Origin of the sequence: Streptomyces filamentosus, from assembly GCF_014654895.1 — a bacterium.
Taxonomy (GTDB): domain Bacteria; phylum Actinomycetota; class Actinomycetes; order Streptomycetales; family Streptomycetaceae; genus Streptomyces; species Streptomyces filamentosus.
The window spans coordinates 884,686-905,226 of sequence record NZ_BNBE01000001.1; the positions used below are offsets into that span (position 1 = coordinate 884,686).

Sequence of the window (20,541 nt, forward strand, 5' to 3'; positions counted from 1 at the left end):
GAGCCCATGACGCCGCCCCCGGCCGCCCTCGTCCTCGCCCTCGCCCCCACCTCAGCCCCCACCTCCGCTTTCGCTGTCGCTTCCGCTTCCGCCCAGGAGCCCGCCGGCGGGATCGCCGGCTGGGCGGCCGGGCTCGTCGACACCCTCGGCGGGCCGGGCGCCGGGCTCGCCATCGCCCTGGAGAACCTCTTCCCGCCGCTGCCCAGCGAGGTGATCCTGCCGCTGACCGGCTTCGCCGCCGGGCAGGGCGTGCTCGGCCTCGCCTCCGCCCTCTTCTGGACGACGCTCGGCTCGGTGGTGGGCGCGCTCGCCCTGTACGTGCTCGGCGCGCTCTTCGGCCGGGAGCGGATGCACGCGGTGTGGGCGCGGCTGCCGCTGGTGAAGGCCACGGACCTGGAGCGCACCGAGGCGTGGTTCCGGCGGCACGGCGCGAAGGCCGTCCTCCTCGGCCGGATGGTGCCGATCTTCCGCAGCCTGATCTCGGTCCCCGCCGGGGTGGAACGGATGCCGGTCCCCCTCTTCCTCCTCCTCACCACCCTCGGCAGCCTCGTCTGGAACGGCGTGCTGGTCGGCGCCGGTTACGCGCTCGGCGACCGCTGGGAACTCGTCGAGGCGTACGTGGGCGTGGCCTCCAAGGCCGTCGCCGTCCTGGTGCTCCTGGCCGCCGCGGCCTGGCTGACGGTACGGCTCCGTGGCCGCCGGGCCGACGCCCGGCACCGGCGCGCCTAGGGTGGGGGACGTGAACGGGGGCGCTGGGAACGGGGCGGAGGCACGGTCGGCGGCGCGTCGTGCGGCGGGGGTGCTCGCCGGGTGCCTGACCGCGCCGCTCGGGTCGGCCTATCTGCTCCTCTCGGGCGTTCCCCTCGGGCCGTTCCTGCTGTGGCCGCGGACGCGTCCGCACGCCCTCGGGCTGCTCGGTTCCGGTGCCCGGCGGCTCGCCGGGGTGGAGCGGAGGCGCCGGACCGTCTTCTTCGGCGACCGGTTCCCCGAGGCGTACGGGCGGGAGGCGTCCGAATCGGAGGCGTACGGGGGCGACGGGGCCGTGCTGCGCTATCTGGCGGTCCGGTCCTGGGCGGGGCTCGTGTGCGGGACCGTGCTCGGGCTGGTCGGCTTCGGCGCGGTGCTCGCCGGACTGCTGGTCGCCGGCGTGGCGCGGGGGACCACCGGGGTGGCGGAGCTGCTGGGACAGCTCGTCCTCGGCGGGGTCCTGCTCTTCCTCGGCCTCCAGGGCCTGGCCGCGCTCACCGCCCTCGACGCCCGGCTGGCCCGGGAGCACTTCGGGCCTTCGGAGCGGGAACTGCTGCGCCGCCGGATCGACGAGCTCTCCGTCAGCCGGGCCGCCGTCGTCGGGGCCGTGGACGGGGAGCGGCGGCGGATCGAGCGGGACCTCCACGACGGGGTGCAGCAGCGGCTCGTGGCGCTCGCCATGCTGATCGGGCGGGCGCGGCGCGGCGCCGGGCGCGACCCCGGGCGGGCCGCGGAGCTGCTGGACCAGGCGCACCGGGAGGCACAGGAGGTGCTGGCCGAACTGCGCGAGGTGGCCTGGCGGGTGTACCCGTCGGCGCTGGACAGCCTCGGCCTGGAGGAGGCGCTGGGCGGGGTGGCGCAGCGGTGCGCGCTGCCGCTGCGGATCGCGTACGAGGTCGAAGGGCCGCTGCCGCGTCCGGTGGAGACGGCCGCGTACTTCGTCGTCTCCGAGGCCGTCACCAACGCCGCCAAGCACTCGGCCGCCTCGGCCGTCTCCGTACGGGTCGCGAGGGCGCCCGGCGGTCCGCTGACCGTGCGGATCGAGGACGACGGCCGGGGCGGCGCGGACCCGGCGGGCAGCGGCCTGACCGGACTGCGCGGACGGGTCGGCGCGCTCGACGGCGTCCTGCGCGTCGACAGCCCCCTCGGGGGACCCACCACCATCGTCGCGGAGCTGCCGTGCGCGTGATCCTGGCCGAGGACTCGACCCTGCTGCGGGAAGGACTCGCCCGCCTGCTCGCCGAGGAGGGGCACGAGGTCGTCGGGGCGTTCGGCGACGCCGTGACGCTGGTCGCCGAGGCGGAGGCGCTGCGCCCCGACGTGGTCGTCGCCGACATCCGGATGCCGCCGACCCACACCGACGAGGGGCTGCGCGCGGCCGTCGAGATCCGCGAACGGCTGCCGGGGACGGGGGTCCTGGTGCTCTCCCAGCACGTGGAGCGGAGCTACGCGGCCCGGCTGCTCGCGGCCGGCGCGGAGCGGGTCGGCTATCTGCTGAAGGACCGGGTGGCGCAGGTCGAGGAGTTCCTCGACGCGCTGGAGCGGATCCACGCGGGCGGGGCGGCGATCGACCCGGAGGTCGTGCGCCAGCTGGTCGTCCGCAGCACGCGCGCCGACCCGCTGGCCCGGCTGACCCCGCGCGAGCGGGACGTCCTCCAGGTGCTCGCGCAGGGCTGCACGAACACGGCCATCGCGCGGCGGCTGCACCTGTCCCTGAGCGCGGTGGAGAAGCACCTCAACGCGGTCTTCGACAAGCTGGAACTGCGCGGGACCGAGGGCCACAGCCCCCGGATCCTCGCGGTGCTGCGCTGGCTGGAGGCGTGACCGTCCGGGCCCGGCTCCCGACGGGGAACGGCTCCCGGCCGGTCCCCGTCTGCCGGCCCGTCCCGGCTGCCGGCCCGCCCCGGTTCCCGGTCAGCCCCGGTTCCCGGTCAGGAGGGCGTGGAGGCGCAGGAGGGTCCGCTCGTCGCCGAAGCCGCCCGCCTTGATGACGACGGGGACCGGGGGGACGTCCGCCGGGCCCGCGAGGGTGCCGCGGGCGATGCCGGGTTCGGGTTCGTCGTGCAGGTCGATGCCGTGGGCGCCGAGCGCGCGCAGGACGGCCTCCGCGGTCTCACCGCCGGTGAGCACCAGGCCGTCGAAGGGGTCGCGGGCGGCCAGGGCCGCGACGGAGTCCGCGAGGAGCCGCGTCAACTCCGCCGGATCCGCCCGGCGTTCGTGGGGCGTGTGCAGGATGCGTACGGGGGCGGCCGCGGCCCCCGGCAGGTCGGCGGGGCCGCCGGCGACGGCGCTCGCCGCGCCCGGCTCGGCGGCCAGCAGGGCGAGCTGGCGGCGGGTGGCGGGGTTGGCGCTGCCGACCGCCACCAAGGGGCGCCGCGCGGGCGGGAGTCCGGCGGCTCCGGCGGCGTCCCCCGGGAGGGCGTGGTGGCGGGCGAGGGCGGCGGCCAGGCCCGGGGAGCCGACCCACAGGACGGCGCGGTGGTCGGGGACGGCGGCGACGATCCGGTCCAGGTCGGCGTCGGTGGCGGCCGAGCAGACGAACAGGCCGCCGTCCGGGAGGAGTTCGGTCAGCTCCTCCGGCCGGTCGGCGCCGACGAGGACGGCCTCCGGGAGCACGCGGGCGAGGTCGGCGGTGCGGACGGGGTGGGCGGGGTCGCGGGCGAACTCGCTCTCGTCGACGCGCACCCCGCGCACGTACTGGACGCCGTGGCGGGTGGTGCGGCCCTCGGCAGGGAAGGCCGGGGCGACGACGACCGCCGGCCGCCCGGAACCCTCCCGCGCGGCCCGGACCTCGGCCGCCACGTGACCGCGCAGGGTCGAGTCCACGGTCTTGAGCAGCAGCTCCGCCCCGGCGAGGTCCCGGGCCGCCTCCCGCGCGCGCTCCGCGGCCGCCGTCTCGTCCAGCAGCCGGCTGCCGAGGTCGACGGCGAGGACCCCGCCACCGCCCGGACCTCCGCCCGGACCTCCGATCGGGCTTCCGGAGAGGAGGACCCGCGCGGGGTGGCCGGTGCGGCGGAAGGGGGCCGCCCCGTCCCCCGCGCTGGTCAGGTCGTCGGCGAGGACGGCGACGCGGGGCGGGGTGACGGACGGGGCGGGGCGCATCGGCGGTTCCTCGGGTCGTACGGACGTGGGCGGGGGCACCTGCCCCCGCCCACCCTCACCCGCGCGGCCCGCCCGGTCCAGCGCCGGAGCCCTTTCCGCCGGTCCGCGCGCGGCCGCGGGGACGGCGGCCGGGGCGCGGGCGGCGGGGGCTGCGGCACGGAGGCGGCGATATGGTCATGGGCATGCCTGAACTCCCTGGGGACGGGGGCGAGTCAGCGGCTCGGCCTGGGCCAGGGGCGGGCAGAGGGGGACCTGCCCTCAAGATCACCGAGCGCCTTCCGACGCTAACCGGACGGGCCCCGGCACCACGGCAGGACACACGGCACGACGCCTCCGGCCGGGCCCGCTCACCACTTCGGCGGAGCGCGTTCGGACTCCGGCGGGACGCGCCCGGCTCCGGCACGCCGCACGACCCGCCACCCGGCGCGGAACCCGCACACCGGAGCCGTACGGACCACGACACGGAAGCGGCGCACCGGAGCCGTACGGGCCGCGGCGCCCCTCCCGTACGGGACACGCCACCCCCTCCCGTGCAGGACACGCCCCCTCCCGTACACGCCCGCCGTGGCTCCCGGTGTCCCCTCCGCCACCCGGAGCCACGGCCGGGGGTCCTGGGCGCGCGCCGGGGCTCCGGCGCAGCGGACATCACAGCCTCCGGGGTCCTCCTCCCTGGCCAGTGGCGCCCGCGACCTGGCAGGATCGCCGACATGCTCGCCTCCCTCACCCGCGCCGCCCGCCGCCGCGTCCTCGCGTTCGCGGCCGTGCTGCTCGCGGTGTGCGGGGTGCTGCTGTGGTGGCTGGCGCCCTTCGGGCCCGCCACGCCCAGCGGGTCGATCACGTTCAGCACCGGGGTCCCGAGCGGGGTCTACCAGCGCTACGGGGAGCTGCTCAAGCAGGCCATGGCCAAGGAGCTGCCCGACGTGTCGATCACCCTCAAGAACAGCGAGGGCTCGCAGCAGAACCTGGCCCGGGTGGCCTCCGGCGAGGCCGACTTCACCGTCGCGACCGCCGACGCCGTGGCGCAGTACATCCGCGACCGCCGCCCCGGCTTCGAGCGGCTGCGGGGCTGCGCCCGCCTCTACGACGACTACGTGCAGCTGATCGTGCGCAAGGGGTCGCCGGTGACCCAGGTCTCCGACCTGCGGGGGCTGCGGGTCGGCGTCGGGCAGGACGGCTCCGGCGTGCGGCTGATAGCGGACCGGGTCCTGGCCGCGGCCGGGCTCACCCCGGACCGGGACGTGCGGGCGGAGCCGGTGGGCATCGACACGATGCCGGCACTGCTGGAGCGCGGCGAGCTCGACGCGTTCTTCTGGTCGGGCGGGCTGCCGACGCAGGCCGTGCAGTCCCTGGCGGAGCGCTTCCCGGTGCGGCTCGTGCCGATGGACGAGGACCTGGTGGACGCGCTGCGGGGGGTGGGCGCCTCGACCCGGCACTACCGCTCGGCGGTGATCCCGGCCGACGCGTACGCGAAGGCGCAGGACGGGCAGGCGGTGGAGACGCTGGCGGTGGCGAACCTGATGGTGACGACGGCGGAGGCCGACCCGGACCTGGTGGAGGGCTTCACCAGGTCGGTGATCGGCAGCCGGGACAGCATCGGCAGCCGGGTGCACCCGGCGCAGCTGGTGGACCTGCGGACGGCCGTCTACACCGAGCCGCTGACCCTCCACGACGGCGCCCGCCGCTACTACCGCTCGGTCAAGCCCTGAGTCCTCCGCCGTCCGCCGTCACCTCTCCGAGGGCGCGTACCTCGGCACGGTGACCGTCACCCGCAGCCCGTGCGGCTCGTTCGGGGCGAAGGCGATGCCGCCGCCCGCGGCGGTGAGCAGGACGCGGGCGATGGAGAGGCCGAGGCCGGAGCCCTTGACGTTCTGGTGGCGGCCGGAGCGCCAGAAGCGGTCCCCGACCCGGCTCAGCTCCTCCTCGGTGAGACCGGGGCCGAGGTCGGCGACGACCACCTCGACGGCGTCCCGCCCGGCGAGGACCCGTACGGTCACCCGTTCTCCCGCCGGGGTGAACTTCAGCGCGTTGTCGACGACCGCGTCCAGGGCGCTGGACAGGGTCACCGGGTCCGCCCAGCCGGTGGCCGCCCCGCACTCCCCCACCAGGGCGACGCCCTTGTCGTCGGCGACCGGCCGCCAGGAGGCGAGCCGCTCGGCGGTGAGGGCGCCGACGTCGGTCAGCCGCAGGTCGGCGGCGGCGTGCTCGGCGAGGGCCAGGCCGAGGAGGTCGTCGAGGACCTGCGCGAGCCGCTTGCCCTCGGTGCGCACGGAGGCGATCTCCTCGTTGTCCTCGGGGAGTTCGAGGGCGAGGAGTTCGATGCGCAGCAGCAGTGCGGCGAGCGGGTTGCGGAGCTGGTGCGAGGCGTCGGCGACGAACGCCCGCTGCTGTTCGAGGGATTCCTCGACATGGTCGGCCATCTCGTTGAACGAGCGGGCGAGGCGGCGCAGTTCGGGCGGCCCGCCGGCCTCGGCGACCCGGGAGTTCATCCGGCCGGTGGCGATGTCGTGGGTGACGCCGTCCAGCACCCGGACCGGGCGCAGCACCCAGCCGGTGAGGCGGACGGCGGCGCCGACGGCGAGCAGCATGGCGGCCGCCTCGCCGGTGAAGATCACCAGCCAGTCGCGCAGGATGCGGGCGCGGAGCTCGCCGGTGGGCGAGTCGGTGACGACGACGGCGACGACGTCCCCGTCGCGGACGACGGGCGAGGCGATGGTGAGGCGGGCGTGCGGCTGCCAGGGCCAGATCTGCGGCGGGTCGTGGCTGCGGCGGCCGAGCAGGGACTCGTTGAAGGCCCGGCGGCCCTCCCCCTCGGAGGGGACGGCCCAGCCCTCGGGGGCGGCGGCCATGGCCCGGTTGTCGCGGTAGAAGATGCCGGCCCGGATGCCGTAGACGTCGTGGTAGCTGACGAGCTCCCCGCCGAGGGTGGCGCGGCGCTCGCCGTCTCCGGTGGCGAGGTCGCCGACGAACTGGGCGAGGGCGGCGAAGCGGGCGGCGTCGTCGAGGCGGTCGACGACGACCCGCTGCTGCTGGGCGGCGGCGGTGCTGGCGGCGAGCGGGAAGCCGAGGGCGAGGAGGACCCCGGCCATCAGGACGATGAGCAGGGGGAGGAGGCGGGTGCGCACGGGCGGGGCGGCCGGGGGTTACGCGGCCGGGGCGACCAGGCGGTAGCCGACGCCCCGCACGGTCTCGATCAGGGCGGGCATGCGCAGCTTGGAGCGGAGCGAGGCGACGTGCACCTCCAGGGTGCGGCCGGTCCCCTCCCAGCTGGTCTGCCAGACCTCGGAGATGATCTGCTCGCGGCGGAAGACGACGCCGGGCCGCTGGGCCAGGAGGGCGAGCAGGTCGAACTCCTTGCGAGTGAGGGCGACGGGCTCGCCGTCGACGCTGACGCGCCGGGTGGGCAGCTCGACGGCGACGGCACCGAGGCGGAGCACGCCGGCCTCGGCGGAGCCCGGGGAGCCCGCGGGGCCCGCGGCGTCGTCGGCGGGGCCGGGGGAGCGCCGGGCGACGGCGTGGATGCGGGCGAGCAGTTCGCCGGTGTCGTAGGGCTTGACGACGTAGTCGTCGGCGCCGAGGTTGAGGCCGTGGATGCGGGAGCGCACGTCGCTGCGGGCGGTCACCATGATCACCGGGGTGGTGGTGAGCTTCCGGACGCGGGCGCAGACCTGGTAGCCGTCCTGGTCGGGGAGGCCGAGGTCGAGCAGGATCACCCCGTACGAGGGCCGGTCGCCCTGCGCGGTGGGCAGGACGGCCTGGAGGGCCTCCTCGCCGTTGCGGGCGTGGGTGACGGCGAAGCCGTGCCGGGCGAGGATCGCGGAGAGGGCCGCGGCGACGTGGTCGTCGTCCTCGACGAGCAGCAGTCGCATGGTCTTCTCCTCTCGTTCGCCGGGGCGTCCCCGATCGGGGCACGAACGCCCATGAACGCCGATCACCGACGTCACAGTCAAGTGTCCCCCTGCGGACCGCCCGCTTCCGTTATCCAGCCGGTACGGCTCCGCGGACCGTCCTCACGGAGGGTGGCCACCCGTGGCCCTATCGTTATCCTCAATTTCCGCTCAGATGTGATGACGGTCATCCGGACGGGTCTCTAGTGTCCTCCCAACCGAGGAGGACGGAGCAAGAGGCCGATGAGCGAAGTGGCAGTGTCCAAGGACCCCGAGGGCTCCCCCCGCCCCCTGGAGGACCTGGTCGTCCTGACCGGGGTGAACAAGCACTTCGGCGCGCTGCACGTGCTGCAGGACATCGACCTCACGATCGGCCGCGGTGAAGTCGTCGTCGTCATCGGGCCGTCGGGTTCGGGCAAGTCGACGCTGTGCCGGACGATCAACCGCCTGGAGACGATCGACGCGGGGACGATCACGATCGACGGGAAGCCGCTGCCCGCGGAGGGCCGGGAGCTGGCCCGGCTGCGGTCGGATGTCGGCATGGTCTTCCAGTCCTTCAACCTCTTCGCGCACAAGACCGTGCTCGAGAACGTGATGCTGGGTCAGATCAAGGTCCGCGGGACGGCGAAGGCCGAGGCGGAGACCAAGGCCCGGGCCCTGCTGGAGCGGGTCGGCGTGGCCGCGCAGGCCGACAAGTACCCGGCGCAGCTCTCCGGCGGCCAGCAGCAGCGCGTGGCGATCGCCCGCGCCCTGGCGATGGACCCGAAGGTGATGCTCTTCGACGAGCCGACCTCGGCGCTCGACCCGGAGATGATCAACGAGGTCCTGGAGGTCATGCAGCAGCTGGCCCGGGAGGGCATGACGATGGTGGTCGTGACGCACGAGATGGGCTTCGCCCGCTCCGCCGCGGACCGGGTCGTCTTCATGGCCGACGGCCGGATCGTCGAACAGGCCACTCCCGAGGACTTCTTCAGCAACCCGCGCAGCGACCGCGCGAAGGACTTCCTCTCCAAAATCCTGCACCACTGAGCGAGTCGACGACCTAGTCTTCGCAACTCAACGCTACCCAAGGGACGTTCACCCATGAAGCTTCGCCACGCCTCCGCGGCCGCCGCGGCCGTCGTCCTCGCCCTGACCGCCACCGCCTGCGGTTCCGGTTCGGACTCCGGCAGCAACGGTGACAAGATCACCATCGGCATCAAGTTCGACCAGCCGGGCCTCGGCCTGAAGACCCCGGACGGCTCGTACGCCGGCTTCGACGTCGACGTCGCCAAGTACGTCGCCAAGGAGCTCGGTTACTCCGAGGACAAGATCACCTGGAAGCAGGCCCCCTCGGCCGAGCGCGAGAACCTCATCAAGAACGGCGACGTGAAGTTCGTCGTCGCGAGCTACTCGATCAACGAGAAGCGCCTGAAGGAGGTCGACTTCGCGGGTCCGTACTTCCTGACCCACCAGGACCTGCTGGTCCGCGCCGACGACACCACGATCACCAAGGTCGAGGACCTCAACTCCAAGAAGCTCTGCTCGGTCACCGGCTCGACCTCCGCGCAGAACGTCAAGGAGAAGCTGGCCCCGCAGGCCGACCTCCAGCAGCTCGGCGGCTACTCCGAGTGCCTCACCGGCCTGGAGAACAAGGCCGTCGACGCCCTCACCACGGACGCCTCCATCCTCGCGGGCTACGCCTCGCAGAAGGAGCACCAGGGCAAGTTCAAGCTCGTGGGCCTCTCCATGAGCGACGAGAACTACGGCATCGGCATCAAGAAGGGCGACTCCGAGCTCAAGGGCAAGATCAACAAGGCCCTGGAGAAGATGGTCTCGGACGGCACCTGGGACAAGCTCGTGAAGCAGAACTTCGGCCCCTCCGGCTACAAGAACGAGCCGGCCCCGAAGATCGCGGGCTGACCCGCCCCCGTCGTGACGGCCGCCCCTCGGGGGCGCGGCCGTCACGGCACCACCGGCCGCTGCCCACGCACCGGCCGTCCGACCGACCGACCACCAGGGGAGAGCGCGGGCATCGTGTTCGACTTTCTTGATTCCGGGCAGTACGACCTGCTCGGCGCCTTCTGGGTGACGGCTCAGCTCGCCCTCTACTCGGCGATCGGCTCGCTGATCTGGGGCACGGCCCTGGTGGCCATGCGGGTGAGCCCGGTCCCGCTGATGCGCGGCTTCGGCACCGCGTACGTGAACCTCGTCCGCAACACCCCGCTGACCGTGGTCATCGTGGCCTGCTCCTTCGGCCTCAACCAGACCCTCCAGGTCACCCTCGGCGGCGACACCTTCGAGCAGATCGGCTTCCGGCTCGCGGTCCTCGGACTCACCGCGTACACCGGCACCTTCGTCTGCGAGGCGCTGCGCTCCGGCATCAACACGGTCCCGGCCGGCCAGGCGGAGGCGGCCCGCGCCCTCGGCATGAGCTTCACCCAGGTCCTGACGCTGGTGATCCTGCCGCAGGCGTTCCGCGCGGCGATCACCCCGCTCGCCAACGTCCTCATCGCCCTCACCAAGAACACCACGGTGGCGGCGGCGATCAGCGCCGCCGAGGCCGCCTTCCTGATGAAGGCGATGATCGAGAACGAGGCGGACGCCCTCTTCGTCATCTTCGGGATCTTCGCCTTCGGCTTCATCGTCCTGACCCTCCCCACCGGCCTCTTCCTGGGCTGGGCGGCCAAGCGACTGGCGGTGAAGCGGTGAACTCCGTCCTCTACGACGTCCCCGGCCCCAAGGCCAAGGCGCGCAACGTCGTCTACACGGTCGTCTTCCTCGCCGTCCTGGGCCTGGTGGCCTACTGGGTGCTCTCCGCCATGGCGGACAAGCACCAGCTGGAAGCCGACAAGTGGAGCCCGTTCGTCACCGACTCCCGGGTCTGGACGACGTACCTGCTGCCCGGCCTGGTCGAGACCCTGAAGGCCGCAGCGCTCTCCATCCTGATCGCGCTGCCGCTCGGCGCGGCCCTCGGCATCGGCCGGCTCTCCGACCACCGCTGGGTCCGGGTCCCGGTCGGCGCGGTCGTCGAGTTCTTCCGGGCCATCCCGGTGCTGCTGCTGATGATCTTCGCGAACCAGGTCTACGCCCAGTTCACTCCGATCAGCTCCGACTTCCGCCCCCTGTACGCGGTCGTCACCGGCCTGGTGCTCTACAACGCCTCCGTCATCGCCGAGATCGTCCGCGCCGGCGTCCTCTCGCTCCCCCGGGGCCAGGGCGACGCGGCCGTCGCGCTCGGCATGCGCAAGGGCCAGACCATGCTGTACGTGCTGCTGCCGCAGGCCGTCACGGTCATGCTGCCCGCCCTGGTCAGCCAGCTCGTCGTCATCGTGAAGGACACCGCCCTCGGCGGCGCGATGCTCGGCTTCGGCGAACTGCTCAGCCAGAACCGGCAGATCACCGCGAACTACGGCGCCAACACCATCGCCGCCTTCACCGTCATCGCCCTGATCTACATCGTGCTCAACGCCCTCCTCACCCAGTGCGCCGCCCTCCTGGAGAAGCGGCTCCGGCAGGGCCGGAAGGCCGCCGCGGTGAAGGACGCCGGCCCGATCACGAACGTCGAGATGGGCGGCGCCGGCGCCACCGGAGTCTGACCACGGCTCGGGCCCCGCCCCGACCGGGCCCGGACTCCCCGCGGCCCGGCCCCTACGACCACCCTCCCGACCGGCCCGGTTTCCCCCAAGTTCCGCGCCCGTCCACTTCCGGCCCCGTCGCCCTCCACCGGACCGCCCGCCTCCGGTGAAAGGGCCGGGGCCGGAGGTCCTGGTGGGGCCGGAAGGGGCGCGAGGGACCGCTCCGAGCGGCCGGGAACCGCCCCGGCCGGGCCCCGACCGCACCACGCCCACCGCGTCACTTGACGCAAAACACCCTGACTGGGTTGCATACGGTCTGTGATCAAGCACCGGGCTCGTGCCACACTCTGCTGTGCTGCCCCCATGACTTTCCGGCCTTTTGGAGCCGCGCCGTGGACCCGGTGATCATCGTGGGCGCGGGGCCGGTCGGCCTCGCGCTCTCCCTCGCGCTCGCCGCGCAGGGCGTGCCCAGCGTCGTCCTCGACGAGGCCTCCGACAAGGAGGAGCCGCGCCCCGCTCGGACCGTCGTGCTGCGCGCCGACATGGCCGCCCTGGTCGAACGGCTGGGCTGCGCCACCGTCCGCGACGAGGGCCTGCGCTGGGTCGGCTGGCGCGGCATGCAGCGCCGTCGGCAGACCCGCCAGGTCGCCTTCGACCTGGGGCTCGGCGGCACCGAGGAGTGGTCCGAGGACCCGGCCGCCCCCGCCGCTCCGGCCGCCCCCCTGCACATCCCCCAGCACGCCCTGGCCCGTGGCCTGCGCGACGCCATCGCCCGCGAACCGCTCGTCCGGCTCGTCACCGGCTCCCGCCTCGACGACGTCGAGCAGGACCGCACCGGGGTCGTCGCCCGCACCCGCGGCCCCGAGGGCACCTGGTGGCGCGGCAGCCACCTCGTCGGCTGCGACGGCGCCCGCTCGACCGTCCGCAAGCTGCTCGGCGTCCGCTTCCCCGGCCGCACGGCGGTCGAGCGGCACGCGGTCGCCGCGCTGCGCACCGAACTCCCCTGGCCCGGCGAGTCCCTGCTGCACCGTCAGCCCCCGTGGCGCGGGGCCGGCGAGGAGATCACCGCCCGTCCGCTGCCCGACGGCGCGTGGCGGATCGACTGGCTGCTGCCCCCGCGCGGCGACCTCGTCACGCCGGACGCGCTCGTCGCCCGGATCCGCGAGACCCTGGCCGGCTGGTGCGAGGGCACCACTCCCCCGTACGAGCTCCTCGACACGGGCGTGCACACCCTGCACCACCGGCTCGCCCGCCGCTGGCGCGTCGACCGGGTGCTGCTCGCCGGGGACGCGGCCCATCTGCTCGGCGCGATCGGCACCCAGGGCCTCGACGAGGGGCTGCGGGACGTCGACAACCTCGCCTGGAAGCTGGCCCTCGTCTGGCACCGGGCCGCCCCGGACGCCCTGCTGGACAGCTACCAGAGCGAGCGCCGCACCGCCGTCGCCGCACGGCTGCGCGCGGCCGACCAGGCCCTGCCCGCCCTGCGCGGCGGAGGCGGGCTGCGCCAGTACCTGCCGGGCGCGATGCGCGGCCCCGACGCGCTGCTGGCCGACGGGCACCTGGGCCGGGGCCCGCTGGGCGCCTCGCCGGCCCATCCGCACTCGCCGCTCGCGGCGCCCTTCACCGAGGGCATGATCCCGGTGGGCACGCCGCTCGGCGCGCCCGTCGAGGACGTCCGGGTGACCGCCCCGGACGACACGACGGTACGGCTCCGGGACCGGCTCGGGCAGGCCCGCTTCCTGGTCGTGCTCGTCGCCCCGGGCACCGGGGTGTGGGAGCGCCGCCACTGGCGGACCGCGGGTCTGATGCCCCGGCTGGAGGAGGCCGCCGAGGCCCTTCCGGTGGCGTCGGAGGTCCTGGTGACGGACGCCTACCCGGGCGCGCCCGCCCACGCCGTGCTGCTCGTCCGCCCCGACGGCCACCTGGTCGCCGCCTTCGCCGGCGTACGGCCGGAGGAGCTGCACGCGGCGGCCGACGCCGCCCGGGGCGCCGCCCCGCAGGAGACCCCGGAAGGCCCCGAGGACCCGGAGGAGGAACCGTCCGGGAAGAAGGCCCGCGCCAAGGCCGCACGGACGGCAGGGGCCGCCGGAACGGCCGAGTCTGCCGCCGAGGCGGCGCTCTCCGTCGAGCTCCCTGCACCCGCCGAGGCGTCCCTGGGACACGACCGGACCGCGGACGTCCATTGATTCGCGCGGGCGCGCGTGGTGTACTCCGGAACGTGACCGACACCGATGTACGCCTGTGGCGGAGGGTCCACATGGACCTGATCCGCTACGCGGGCTGCGTGTGTCGCCCGTCCCGCTGAACTCGCTCCCCTTTCCCCGCGCGCCCGCCCCGCCCGTCCCGGACCTCCGTCCGGCACGGTGTCCCCGGCGTCCCCTCGGGCTCCCGCCGGTCCGCCGCGCGGCGCGCACCCGGCGATTCCAGGACGGTCACCCGTGCCCGCGACTTCTGTCACCCCTCCCCCCGCGCCCCTTTCCTCCGCGCCCTCTTCCCCCGCGTCTCCCGCCCCCTCCCCCGCCCCCGCCTCCCCACTCCCCTCCGCCCGGGCGGTGACCGGTCCGCCGACGGCGGCCGAGCTGCTCGACTTCGCCCGCCGCACCGCCGCCGACCGGGCCCTCGTCGACTCCCTGCCGCTCGACCCGGAGGGCCGCACCTGGGTGCGCCTGGACGGCCCCGGCGGCAGTGAGGCGTGGCTCATCGGCTGGCCGCCCGGCACCGGCACCGGCTGGCACGACCACGCCGAGTCCTTCGGCGCCTTCGTCACCGCCCGCGGCAGCCTGACCGAACACGCCCTCTCCGTCCGCCTCCCGGCGGGCGGCTGGAAGACCCTGGAGCTGGCCGAGGGCCTCGACCGCTCCCGCCGGCTCGGCCCCGGCGACGGCCGTGCCTTCGGCCGCGACCACCTCCACGAGGTGCTGAACCCCTCCCCCGACACCCACGCGGTCTCGGTGCACGCCTACTACCCGCCGCTCCCGCTGATCCGCCGCTTCAGCCGGACCGGCCCGGTGCTCCGGCTGGAGCAGGTCGAGCGCCCGGAGGACTGGCAGTGAGCGGGGAGCGCGTCGGCATCGACGAACTCCTGGAGCGGGTGCGGTCCGGCCTCGACCGGATCGACGCCCGTGGCGCGTACGAGGAGTACGAGGCGGGTGGGGCGCTCCTGGTCGACATCCGTTACGCGGCCCTGCGGGAGCGGGACGGCCTGGTCCCGGGCGCGCTGGTGGTGGAGCGGAACGAGCTGGAGTGGCGGCTCGACCCGCTGGGCAGTCACCGGTCCCCGCGGGCGACCGGGCACGACCTGCGGGTGGTGGTGTTCTGCAACGAGGGGTACGCCTCCTCGCTGGCGGCGGAGTCCCTGCGCCGCCTGGGCCTGCACCGCACGACGGACCTGATCGGAGGTTTCCAGGCGTGGAAGGCGGCGGGCCTCCCGGTCCTGCTCCCCACCGGCCGCCCGCGCATCTGACCCCGGCCGGGACGAACCGGCCGCTCGCGTGGTCTGCCCCCGGCCGGGACGAACCGGCCGCTCGCGCCTCTGACGCCGGGCGGAGCGGACCGGCCGGAACGACCGGCCCAGCCGGAACGGCTCCCCGGGCCAGGCCCGGGGCTCCCCTGGGTCTGTTCCGGAGCTCCCCCGCACCTATTCCGGGAACTCCCCACATCGCTGCGAGGACTTCCCCGCTCCCCGGGCGCAAGGCTCCCGGGGAGCGCCGGCAGCGTCCCTCGGGCTCGGGCTCGGCACCGGGCACCCGGCTCTCAGTAGCCGTCCTCCAGGCCGTCGGTGGACTCGCCCTCTTCTTCCAGCGCCCGGCGCACCACCCGCAGGGCCATGCCCTCCGGGTATCCCTTGCGGGCGAGCATGCCCGCGAGGCGTCTGAGGCGGCGGTCGCGTTCGAGACCGCGGGTGGCGCGGAGCTTGCGCTCCACCAGTTCGCGTGCGGTGGCCTCCTCCTGCTCGGAGTCCAGTCTGTCGACGGCCTCCTGGACGAGGCCGGGGTCGACGCCCTTGGTCCGCAGCTCGCGGGCGAGGGCCCGGCGGGCGAGGCCGCGCCCGTGGTGCCGGGACTCCACCCAGGCGCCCGCGAAGGCGGCGTCGTCGATGAGGCCCACGTCCTCGAAGCGGGCGAGGACCTCCTCGGCGACGTCGTCGGGAATCTCCCGCTTGCGCAGGGCGTCGGCCAGCTGCTTGCGCGTGCGGGGGGTCCCGGTGAGCAGGCGCAGGCAGATCGCCCGCGCCCGCTCGGCCGGGTCCTGGGGTGACAGCTCCTTCTCGGCCCTCGACGAGTCGGGGCTGTCACCCGGCCATTCGGTGCGACCGGTCACCGGTTCAGCTCTTGGCCGCGGTGGCCTTGGTCGCCTTGGCGGTCTTGGCCGCCGTGGCCGGGACGGCCTTGGCGTCGTCCGCGGCAGCGGCCGCGTCCGCCGGGGCCGCCGCGTCGGTGTCCGCTTCGGCCTTCGCGGCCTCGGGACGGACGCCGACGCCCAGCTTCTCCTTGATCTTCCTCTCGATCTCGTTGGCGAGGTCGGGGTTGTCCTTGAGGAAGTTGCGGGCGTTCTCCTTGCCCTGGCCGAGCTGGTCGCCCTCGTACGTGTACCAGGCGCCGGCCTTGCGGACGAAGCCGTGCTCGACGCCCATGTCGATCAGACCACCCTCGCGGCTGATGCCCTGGCCGTAGAGGATGTCGAACTCGGCCTGCTTGAACGGAGGCGCGACCTTGTTCTTCACGACCTTGCAGCGGGTGCGGTTGCCGACCGCCTCCGTGCCGTCCTTGAGGGTCTCGATGCGGCGGATGTCGATGCGCACCGAGGCGTAGAACTTGAGCGCGCGGCCACCGGTCGTGGTCTCCGGCGAGCCGAACATCACGCCGATCTTCTCGCGGAGCTGGTTGATGAAGATCGCGGTGGTCTTGGACTGGTTGAGGGCGCTGGTGATCTTCCGGAGGGCCTGGCTCATCAGGCGGGCCTGGAGACCCACGTGGGAGTCGCCCATCTCGCCCTCGATCTCCGCGCGCGGCACGAGCGCCGCGACGGAGTCGATGACGATGAGGTCGAGGGCGCCGGAGCGCACCAGCATGTCGACGATCTCGAGGGCCTGCTCGCCGTTGTCCGGCTGGGACAGGATGAGGTTGTCGATGTCGACGCCCAGCTTGCGGGCGTACTCGGGGTCGAGGGCGTGCTCGGCGTCGACGAAGGCGACCTGTCCGCCGGCCTTCTGCGCGTTGGCCACGGCGTGCAGGGTCAGGGTCGTCTTGCCGGAGGACTCCGGGCCGTAGATCTCCACGACACGGCCGCGCGGCAGGCCGCCGACACCGAGGGCGACGTCGAGGGCGGTCGATCCGGTGGGGATCACCTCGATCGGCTCCTGGGTGCGGTCGCCCATGCGCATCACGGCGCCCTTGCCGAATTGGCGTTCAATCTGTGCGAGTGCGGCGTCGAGCGCCTTCTCGCGGTCGGTTCCTGCCATGGGTTCCACCCGGGGTGCTTGAGTCGATCGCTTCATGTGAAAGACGCTAACCCCTGCCACTGACAATGGGCCCTCGCGTCCCTCCGACCTGTGGACAACTCGCCGAGTCGCCCGCGATTCCAGGGGCCGGAACCTTCATGAGAATAGATGTTCGATTTTTGTGTCAAGCGCGCCACGCGCCCCCCTGTGGACAACCTCCCCGCCCTTCCCTCCCCTGCCCCCGCGCCCTACTCGACGCCCTCGCCCCAGCCGGGGCCGAACCCCTCGCCGGCCGCCTCCGCGGCCCCCGCGCCCGGCTCCCGGTCGGCGCGGTTCAGCGCGTCGCCGATCAGCCGGGTGGCGAAGTCGGCGTCGCCGGTGATCCGGTTGATGTGCTCCGCCAGCAGCAGGGCGGTGGCCTCCAGTGCGGTCATCTCCTCCTGCGTCCAGTCGCCGTACTGCCGGCGCCAGAGGTTCGGGCTCAGTCCGGTGCCGGCCGCGATCGCCATGCCGGCCATGGTGGGGATCGCCTCGGGGCTGACGCTGCGGGGCATCATCCGCAGCGTGGCGACCAGGCTGGGGACCACGTACTCGATGACGTCCCGGTCGTGCTCCTCGTGGACCCGCCTCAGCCACTTCATGAACATGAAGACGAGCGTGCAGGCGCCGTCCAGCAGGTCGCGGACGCCTTTCAGGTCCAGGGAGGCGACGAGCTGGTCGAACAACTGCTGCTGTTCGGTGTCCGTCCCGGTCCTGCCGTCGTGGACGGCCTTGAGCCGGGAGTCGATCACCATGAGCGCCCCGTCCACGTCACCGACGGGGGCGTAGCGGGGGTCGCAGGGCGATGGCACGGGCTTCCTCCTCGTATGACCGCGTCGGCGCGGTCAGTCCGTACGGTAGGAGGCTCATCGGACGGGTTCGGGCCGATCGCGGAAACGACCTTCTGACGACTGAACCCGCCCGGCACGTTGACCCCAGACCGGACACCCCGGCACGTCGACCCCCGGCACGGCTCCCCACCCCGGCCCTCCAAGCCCCTGCCCGGCCCTCACTGCCGCCGCCCGGCCCCCTCACCTCCCCGCCGCACCGCTCCCGGCGAGCCCTCCGGCGGGGTCCACGGGCAGGAGGTCGGGACGCTTGGCGGCCCGGCCGTCGCCGGACGACCGGCCGCGCACCCGGCGCAGCAGCCAGGGTCCGAGGAAGGACCCCGCCCAGGCGACCTCGCCCGCGGCGGCGCGCAGCGCGCCGGGGACCGGGCGGGGCGGCAGCGGCCGGGTCCAGGCGTCGTCGCTGCCCGGCAGGGCGAGCGCGTCGGCGACCGCGGCCGCGATGCGGGCGTGTCCGAGCGGGGAGGCGTGCAGCCGGTCGGCGCTCCACAGCCGGGGGTCGGTGACGACGTCGTGGTGGGCGGTCTCCGCGACGACGACGCCGTGCCGGCGGGCGGCCTCCCGGATCCGGTCGTTGAGGGCGTGCACGCGGGGCGCGAGCGGGCGGGCCAGCGGGGTGATGCGGCCGACGTCGGGGAAGGTGAGGGTCGCGACCCGGACCCCCTCGCCGGTCAGGGCGGCGAAGACGGCCTCCAGGTGGCCGCCCGTCTCGTCGGCGTCGAAGCCCGGCCGGAGCAGGTCGTTGACCCCGGCGACGACGGTGGCGAGGTCGGGGCGGAGCGCGAGCGCGGCCGGCAGCTGTTCCGCGCGCACGGCGGCGGCCAGCCGGCCCCGCACGGCGAGGTTGGCGTAGCCGACCCCGGGCGCGGCCTCGGCGAGGTGTTCGGCGAGCCGGTCGGCCCAGCCGCGCAGGCCCGTCCGGTCGTCGCCGTCGCCGACGCCCTCGGTCTGACTGTCGCCGAGGGCCACATACCGGCGGTACTCGTGCGTGCCCATCCGTCGGCCACCTCTCCCGTTCCCGTACCCACTCCGCCAACTATTCAACTTTTTTACTATAGAGGGACGGGGCCGTACGGGGAGCGGGCGACCCTGGCACCCGCTCGCCCTCACCGCCGTCCTGCCGGGCGGGCTGCCTCTCAGGGCGGGCGCGGCGCTGCCGCCGGCCGGCCGGGCTGGCGGCCGCCCCGGGACGCCGGCCCCGCTCGTCTCCGCGCTGCCCCTGGTCACCCCGCTGCTCCTCGCCGGCCAGGGACGGGTCCGGCACGCCTTCCGGGGCCGCGTCACCGGCCCCTCGTCCTTCTGGCCCCGCGGTCCCGCCGGTCCGTCGGCCGTCAGTCGTCCCCGGAGCCCCTCTGGCTCTCCTTCTCGCGGTGGAGGGCCTTCTGGAGCCGCGCCACGACCGCCTCGCCGTACCGCCGGTGGCCGTGCACCCGGGGGTCGTCCATGACGTCGTACCGCTTCACGTACGCCCCGAGGAAGGCCTGGAGGGTGGCCACGGCCGGGATGGCGATCAGCGCGCCGACCGCGCCGAGCAGCGCCGTGCCCGCGATCACCGAGCCGAAGGCCACCGCCGGGTGGATGTCGACGGTCTTGGAGGTGAGCTTCGGCTGGAGGACGTAGTTCTCGAACTGCTGGTAGACCACGACGAAGCCGAGCACCCACAGCGCGTACCAGGGGTTCACCGTGAAGGCGATCAGCATCGGCAGGGCGCCGGCCAGATAGGTGCCGATGGTGGGGATGAACTGCGAGACCAGGCCGACCCAGACGGCGAGTGCGGGGGCGTAGGGCACTTCCAGGATCTCGAAGAGCACGAAGTGCGCGATGCCTGAGATGAGGGCCATCAGGCCGCGGGAGTAGAGGTAGCCGCCGGTCTTGTCGACGGCGATCTCCCAGGCGCGCAGCACCTCGGCCTGCCGGGCGGGCGGCAGGACGGAGCAGAGCGCACGGCGCAGCCGGGGTCCGTCGGCGGCGAAGTAGAAGGCGAAGAGGAAGATCGTCAGCAGTCGGAACAGGCCGCCGAGGACGGTCGCGGAGACGTCGAGGACGCCGGTGGCGCTGTTCTGGACGTACTTCTGGAGCCAGTCCGAGTTGAGGACGCTGTCCTGGACCTCGACCCGGGAGAGGTCGGTGTGGAAGGTCAGGTTGATCCACTTGATGAGCGAGTCGAGGTACTTGGGGAAGTTCTCGACCATGTCGACGATCTGGCCGGCGAGCATCGAGCCGAGCAGCACGACGAAGCCGATGCCGGCGGCCAGGACGCCGAAGAAGACCAGGAAGGTGGCGAGGCCCCGGCGCATCCCGCGCGCCGCCATGCGGCCCACGGCCGGTTCGATGGCGAGGGCGAGGAAGAAGGCGAGGAGGATGTTGACGAGCAGGCCGACGAGCTGGTGGAAGGCCCAGTTGCCGAGCTGGAAACAGGCGTAGAGGGCGAGGGCGAGGACCAGCGCGCGGGGCAGCCACCGGGGCATGCGCGCCCCGGACGCCCCGCCGGTGCCGGGGACTTCGGCGGGCGGCTGCCCGCCGGGGCCGCCGGCGGGGACGCCTGGGGCGGTGGCGGGGACGCCGGGCGGCGTGCTCGCGCCGGACGTCCCTCCAAGGACGGCGGCGGACGGCGCCGCCGTCTTCTGGGCGGTCTTCTCGGTGTCGTCAGTCGGGGCCACCCCGCAAGTCTCGCGCACCCGGCGGACAATCCGCCCGGGTCGGCCCGGAGCACTCCGGCGAAGGGCCCGTCAGCGCTTCTCGGCCGGGACGTCCATGGCGGCGCAGACGACCCGCCAGACGTCCTTCGCCTCCCAGCCGGAGTCCAGCGCCTCGTGGACGGTCCGGCCGCCCAGTTCGGACAGGACGTGGTCCCGCGCGAAGGAGTCGGCATAGCCGGAGCCGAAGTGATCGGCCATCCGTTCCCAGAAAATCGTCAACCGCAT

Annotated in this window: 21 protein-coding genes; 12 read left to right on the forward strand and 9 right to left on the reverse strand. The window is 74.2% G+C overall.

The window, feature by feature from the left end:
- Positions 1–6: 6 nt before the first annotated feature.
- The 3 genes from IE326_RS03785 to IE326_RS03795 are packed head-to-tail and all read left to right on the forward strand — an operon-like array spanning position 7 to position 2,571.
- Positions 7–729, forward strand: a complete 723-nt coding sequence (locus IE326_RS03785) for a DedA family protein (protein WP_150236097.1) — start codon at positions 7–9, stop codon at positions 727–729.
- A gap of 10 nt (positions 730–739) precedes the next feature.
- The gene (locus IE326_RS03790; RefSeq protein WP_229915194.1) at positions 740–1,936 is read left to right on the forward strand and encodes a sensor histidine kinase; all 1,197 of its coding nucleotides are present in this window, start codon (positions 740–742) and stop codon (positions 1,934–1,936) included.
- On the forward strand, positions 1,927–2,571 hold the full coding sequence (locus tag IE326_RS03795; protein WP_190040819.1) for a response regulator transcription factor: 645 nt from the start codon (positions 1,927–1,929) through the stop codon (positions 2,569–2,571). The genes IE326_RS03790 and IE326_RS03795 overlap by 10 nt, the downstream gene beginning before the upstream one ends.
- Positions 2,572–2,661: 90 nt before the next feature.
- Here the strand turns inward: IE326_RS03795 and IE326_RS03800 are convergent, their stop codons facing one another.
- A complete protein-coding gene (locus IE326_RS03800; protein ID WP_190040820.1) occupies positions 2,662–3,849 on the reverse strand; it encodes a four-carbon acid sugar kinase family protein in 1,188 nt (395 codons plus the stop codon).
- A gap of 707 nt (positions 3,850–4,556) precedes the next feature.
- On the opposite strand from IE326_RS03800, the gene IE326_RS03805 reads away from it, so the two are divergent.
- Positions 4,557–5,555, forward strand: a complete 999-nt coding sequence (locus tag IE326_RS03805; RefSeq protein WP_190040821.1) for a TAXI family TRAP transporter solute-binding subunit — start codon at positions 4,557–4,559, stop codon at positions 5,553–5,555.
- A gap of 18 nt (positions 5,556–5,573) precedes the next feature.
- Here the strand turns inward: IE326_RS03805 and IE326_RS03810 are convergent, their stop codons facing one another.
- Positions 5,574–6,971 (reverse strand): sensor histidine kinase, encoded by a 1,398-nt coding sequence (locus tag IE326_RS03810; RefSeq protein WP_150236101.1) that lies wholly within the window; start codon positions 6,969–6,971, stop codon positions 5,574–5,576.
- 18 nt (positions 6,972–6,989) lie between these two features.
- Entirely contained in the window at positions 6,990–7,715 is a 726-nt protein-coding gene (locus tag IE326_RS03815) for a response regulator transcription factor (protein WP_150236102.1), read from the reverse strand.
- Between the two features lie 261 nt (positions 7,716–7,976).
- On the opposite strand from IE326_RS03815, the gene IE326_RS03820 reads away from it, so the two are divergent.
- From IE326_RS03820 to IE326_RS03850, 8 genes are all read left to right on the forward strand, one after another.
- Complete coding sequence (locus IE326_RS03820) at positions 7,977–8,762, forward strand: amino acid ABC transporter ATP-binding protein (protein WP_150236103.1); 786 nt, start codon at positions 7,977–7,979, stop codon at positions 8,760–8,762.
- A 54-nt stretch (positions 8,763–8,816) separates the two neighbouring features.
- Positions 8,817–9,635, forward strand: a complete 819-nt coding sequence (locus IE326_RS03825; RefSeq protein WP_150236104.1) for a glutamate ABC transporter substrate-binding protein — start codon at positions 8,817–8,819, stop codon at positions 9,633–9,635.
- Positions 9,636–9,749: 114 nt separating this feature from the next.
- Complete coding sequence (locus tag IE326_RS03830; protein ID WP_030757233.1) at positions 9,750–10,424, forward strand: amino acid ABC transporter permease; 675 nt, start codon at positions 9,750–9,752, stop codon at positions 10,422–10,424.
- A complete protein-coding gene (locus IE326_RS03835) occupies positions 10,421–11,311 on the forward strand; it encodes an amino acid ABC transporter permease (protein ID WP_190040822.1) in 891 nt (296 codons plus the stop codon). Before IE326_RS03830 ends, IE326_RS03835 begins: the two co-directional genes overlap by 4 nt.
- A 371-nt stretch (positions 11,312–11,682) precedes the next feature.
- Entirely contained in the window at positions 11,683–13,476 is a 1,794-nt protein-coding gene (locus tag IE326_RS03840; protein ID WP_190040823.1) for an FAD-dependent monooxygenase, read from the forward strand.
- Positions 13,477–13,508: 32 nt separating this feature from the next.
- Positions 13,509–13,595: a putative leader peptide gene (locus tag IE326_RS41805; protein WP_350975135.1), complete on the forward strand. Its 87-nt coding sequence runs from the start codon at positions 13,509–13,511 to the stop codon at positions 13,593–13,595.
- A gap of 247 nt (positions 13,596–13,842) precedes the next feature.
- Positions 13,843–14,343: a cupin domain-containing protein gene (locus tag IE326_RS03845; protein WP_229915195.1), complete on the forward strand. Its 501-nt coding sequence runs from the start codon at positions 13,843–13,845 to the stop codon at positions 14,341–14,343.
- Positions 14,340–14,753 carry a rhodanese-like domain-containing protein gene (locus tag IE326_RS03850; RefSeq protein ID WP_190040825.1) on the forward strand — a complete coding sequence of 138 codons (414 nt, stop codon included), beginning with the start codon at positions 14,340–14,342 and terminating at the stop codon, positions 14,751–14,753. The genes IE326_RS03845 and IE326_RS03850 overlap by 4 nt, the downstream gene beginning before the upstream one ends.
- 290 nt (positions 14,754–15,043) lie before the next feature.
- Here IE326_RS03850 and recX read toward each other — a convergent pair whose 3' ends face one another.
- The 6 genes from recX to IE326_RS03880 form a co-directional block, all read right to left on the reverse strand.
- Entirely contained in the window at positions 15,044–15,610 is a 567-nt protein-coding gene (recX, locus tag IE326_RS03855) for a recombination regulator RecX (protein ID WP_190040826.1), read from the reverse strand.
- Positions 15,611–15,614: 4 nt separating this feature from the next.
- Complete coding sequence (gene recA / locus IE326_RS03860) at positions 15,615–16,751, reverse strand: recombinase RecA (RefSeq protein ID WP_190040827.1); 1,137 nt, start codon at positions 16,749–16,751, stop codon at positions 15,615–15,617.
- 227 nt (positions 16,752–16,978) lie between these two features.
- On the reverse strand, positions 16,979–17,581 hold the full coding sequence (locus IE326_RS03865; protein WP_229915196.1) for a hypothetical protein: 603 nt from the start codon (positions 17,579–17,581) through the stop codon (positions 16,979–16,981).
- Between the two features lie 219 nt (positions 17,582–17,800).
- Positions 17,801–18,613, reverse strand: coding sequence for an SGNH/GDSL hydrolase family protein (locus tag IE326_RS03870; RefSeq protein ID WP_190040828.1), 813 nt, complete (start codon positions 18,611–18,613; stop codon positions 17,801–17,803).
- Positions 18,614–18,948: 335 nt separating this feature from the next.
- Positions 18,949–20,085 carry an AI-2E family transporter gene (locus tag IE326_RS03875; protein WP_150236314.1) on the reverse strand — a complete coding sequence of 379 codons (1,137 nt, stop codon included), beginning with the start codon at positions 20,083–20,085 and terminating at the stop codon, positions 18,949–18,951.
- A 261-nt stretch (positions 20,086–20,346) separates the two neighbouring features.
- Positions 20,347–20,541 carry a DUF3046 domain-containing protein gene (locus IE326_RS03880; protein ID WP_030757261.1) on the reverse strand — a complete coding sequence of 65 codons (195 nt, stop codon included), beginning with the start codon at positions 20,539–20,541 and terminating at the stop codon, positions 20,347–20,349.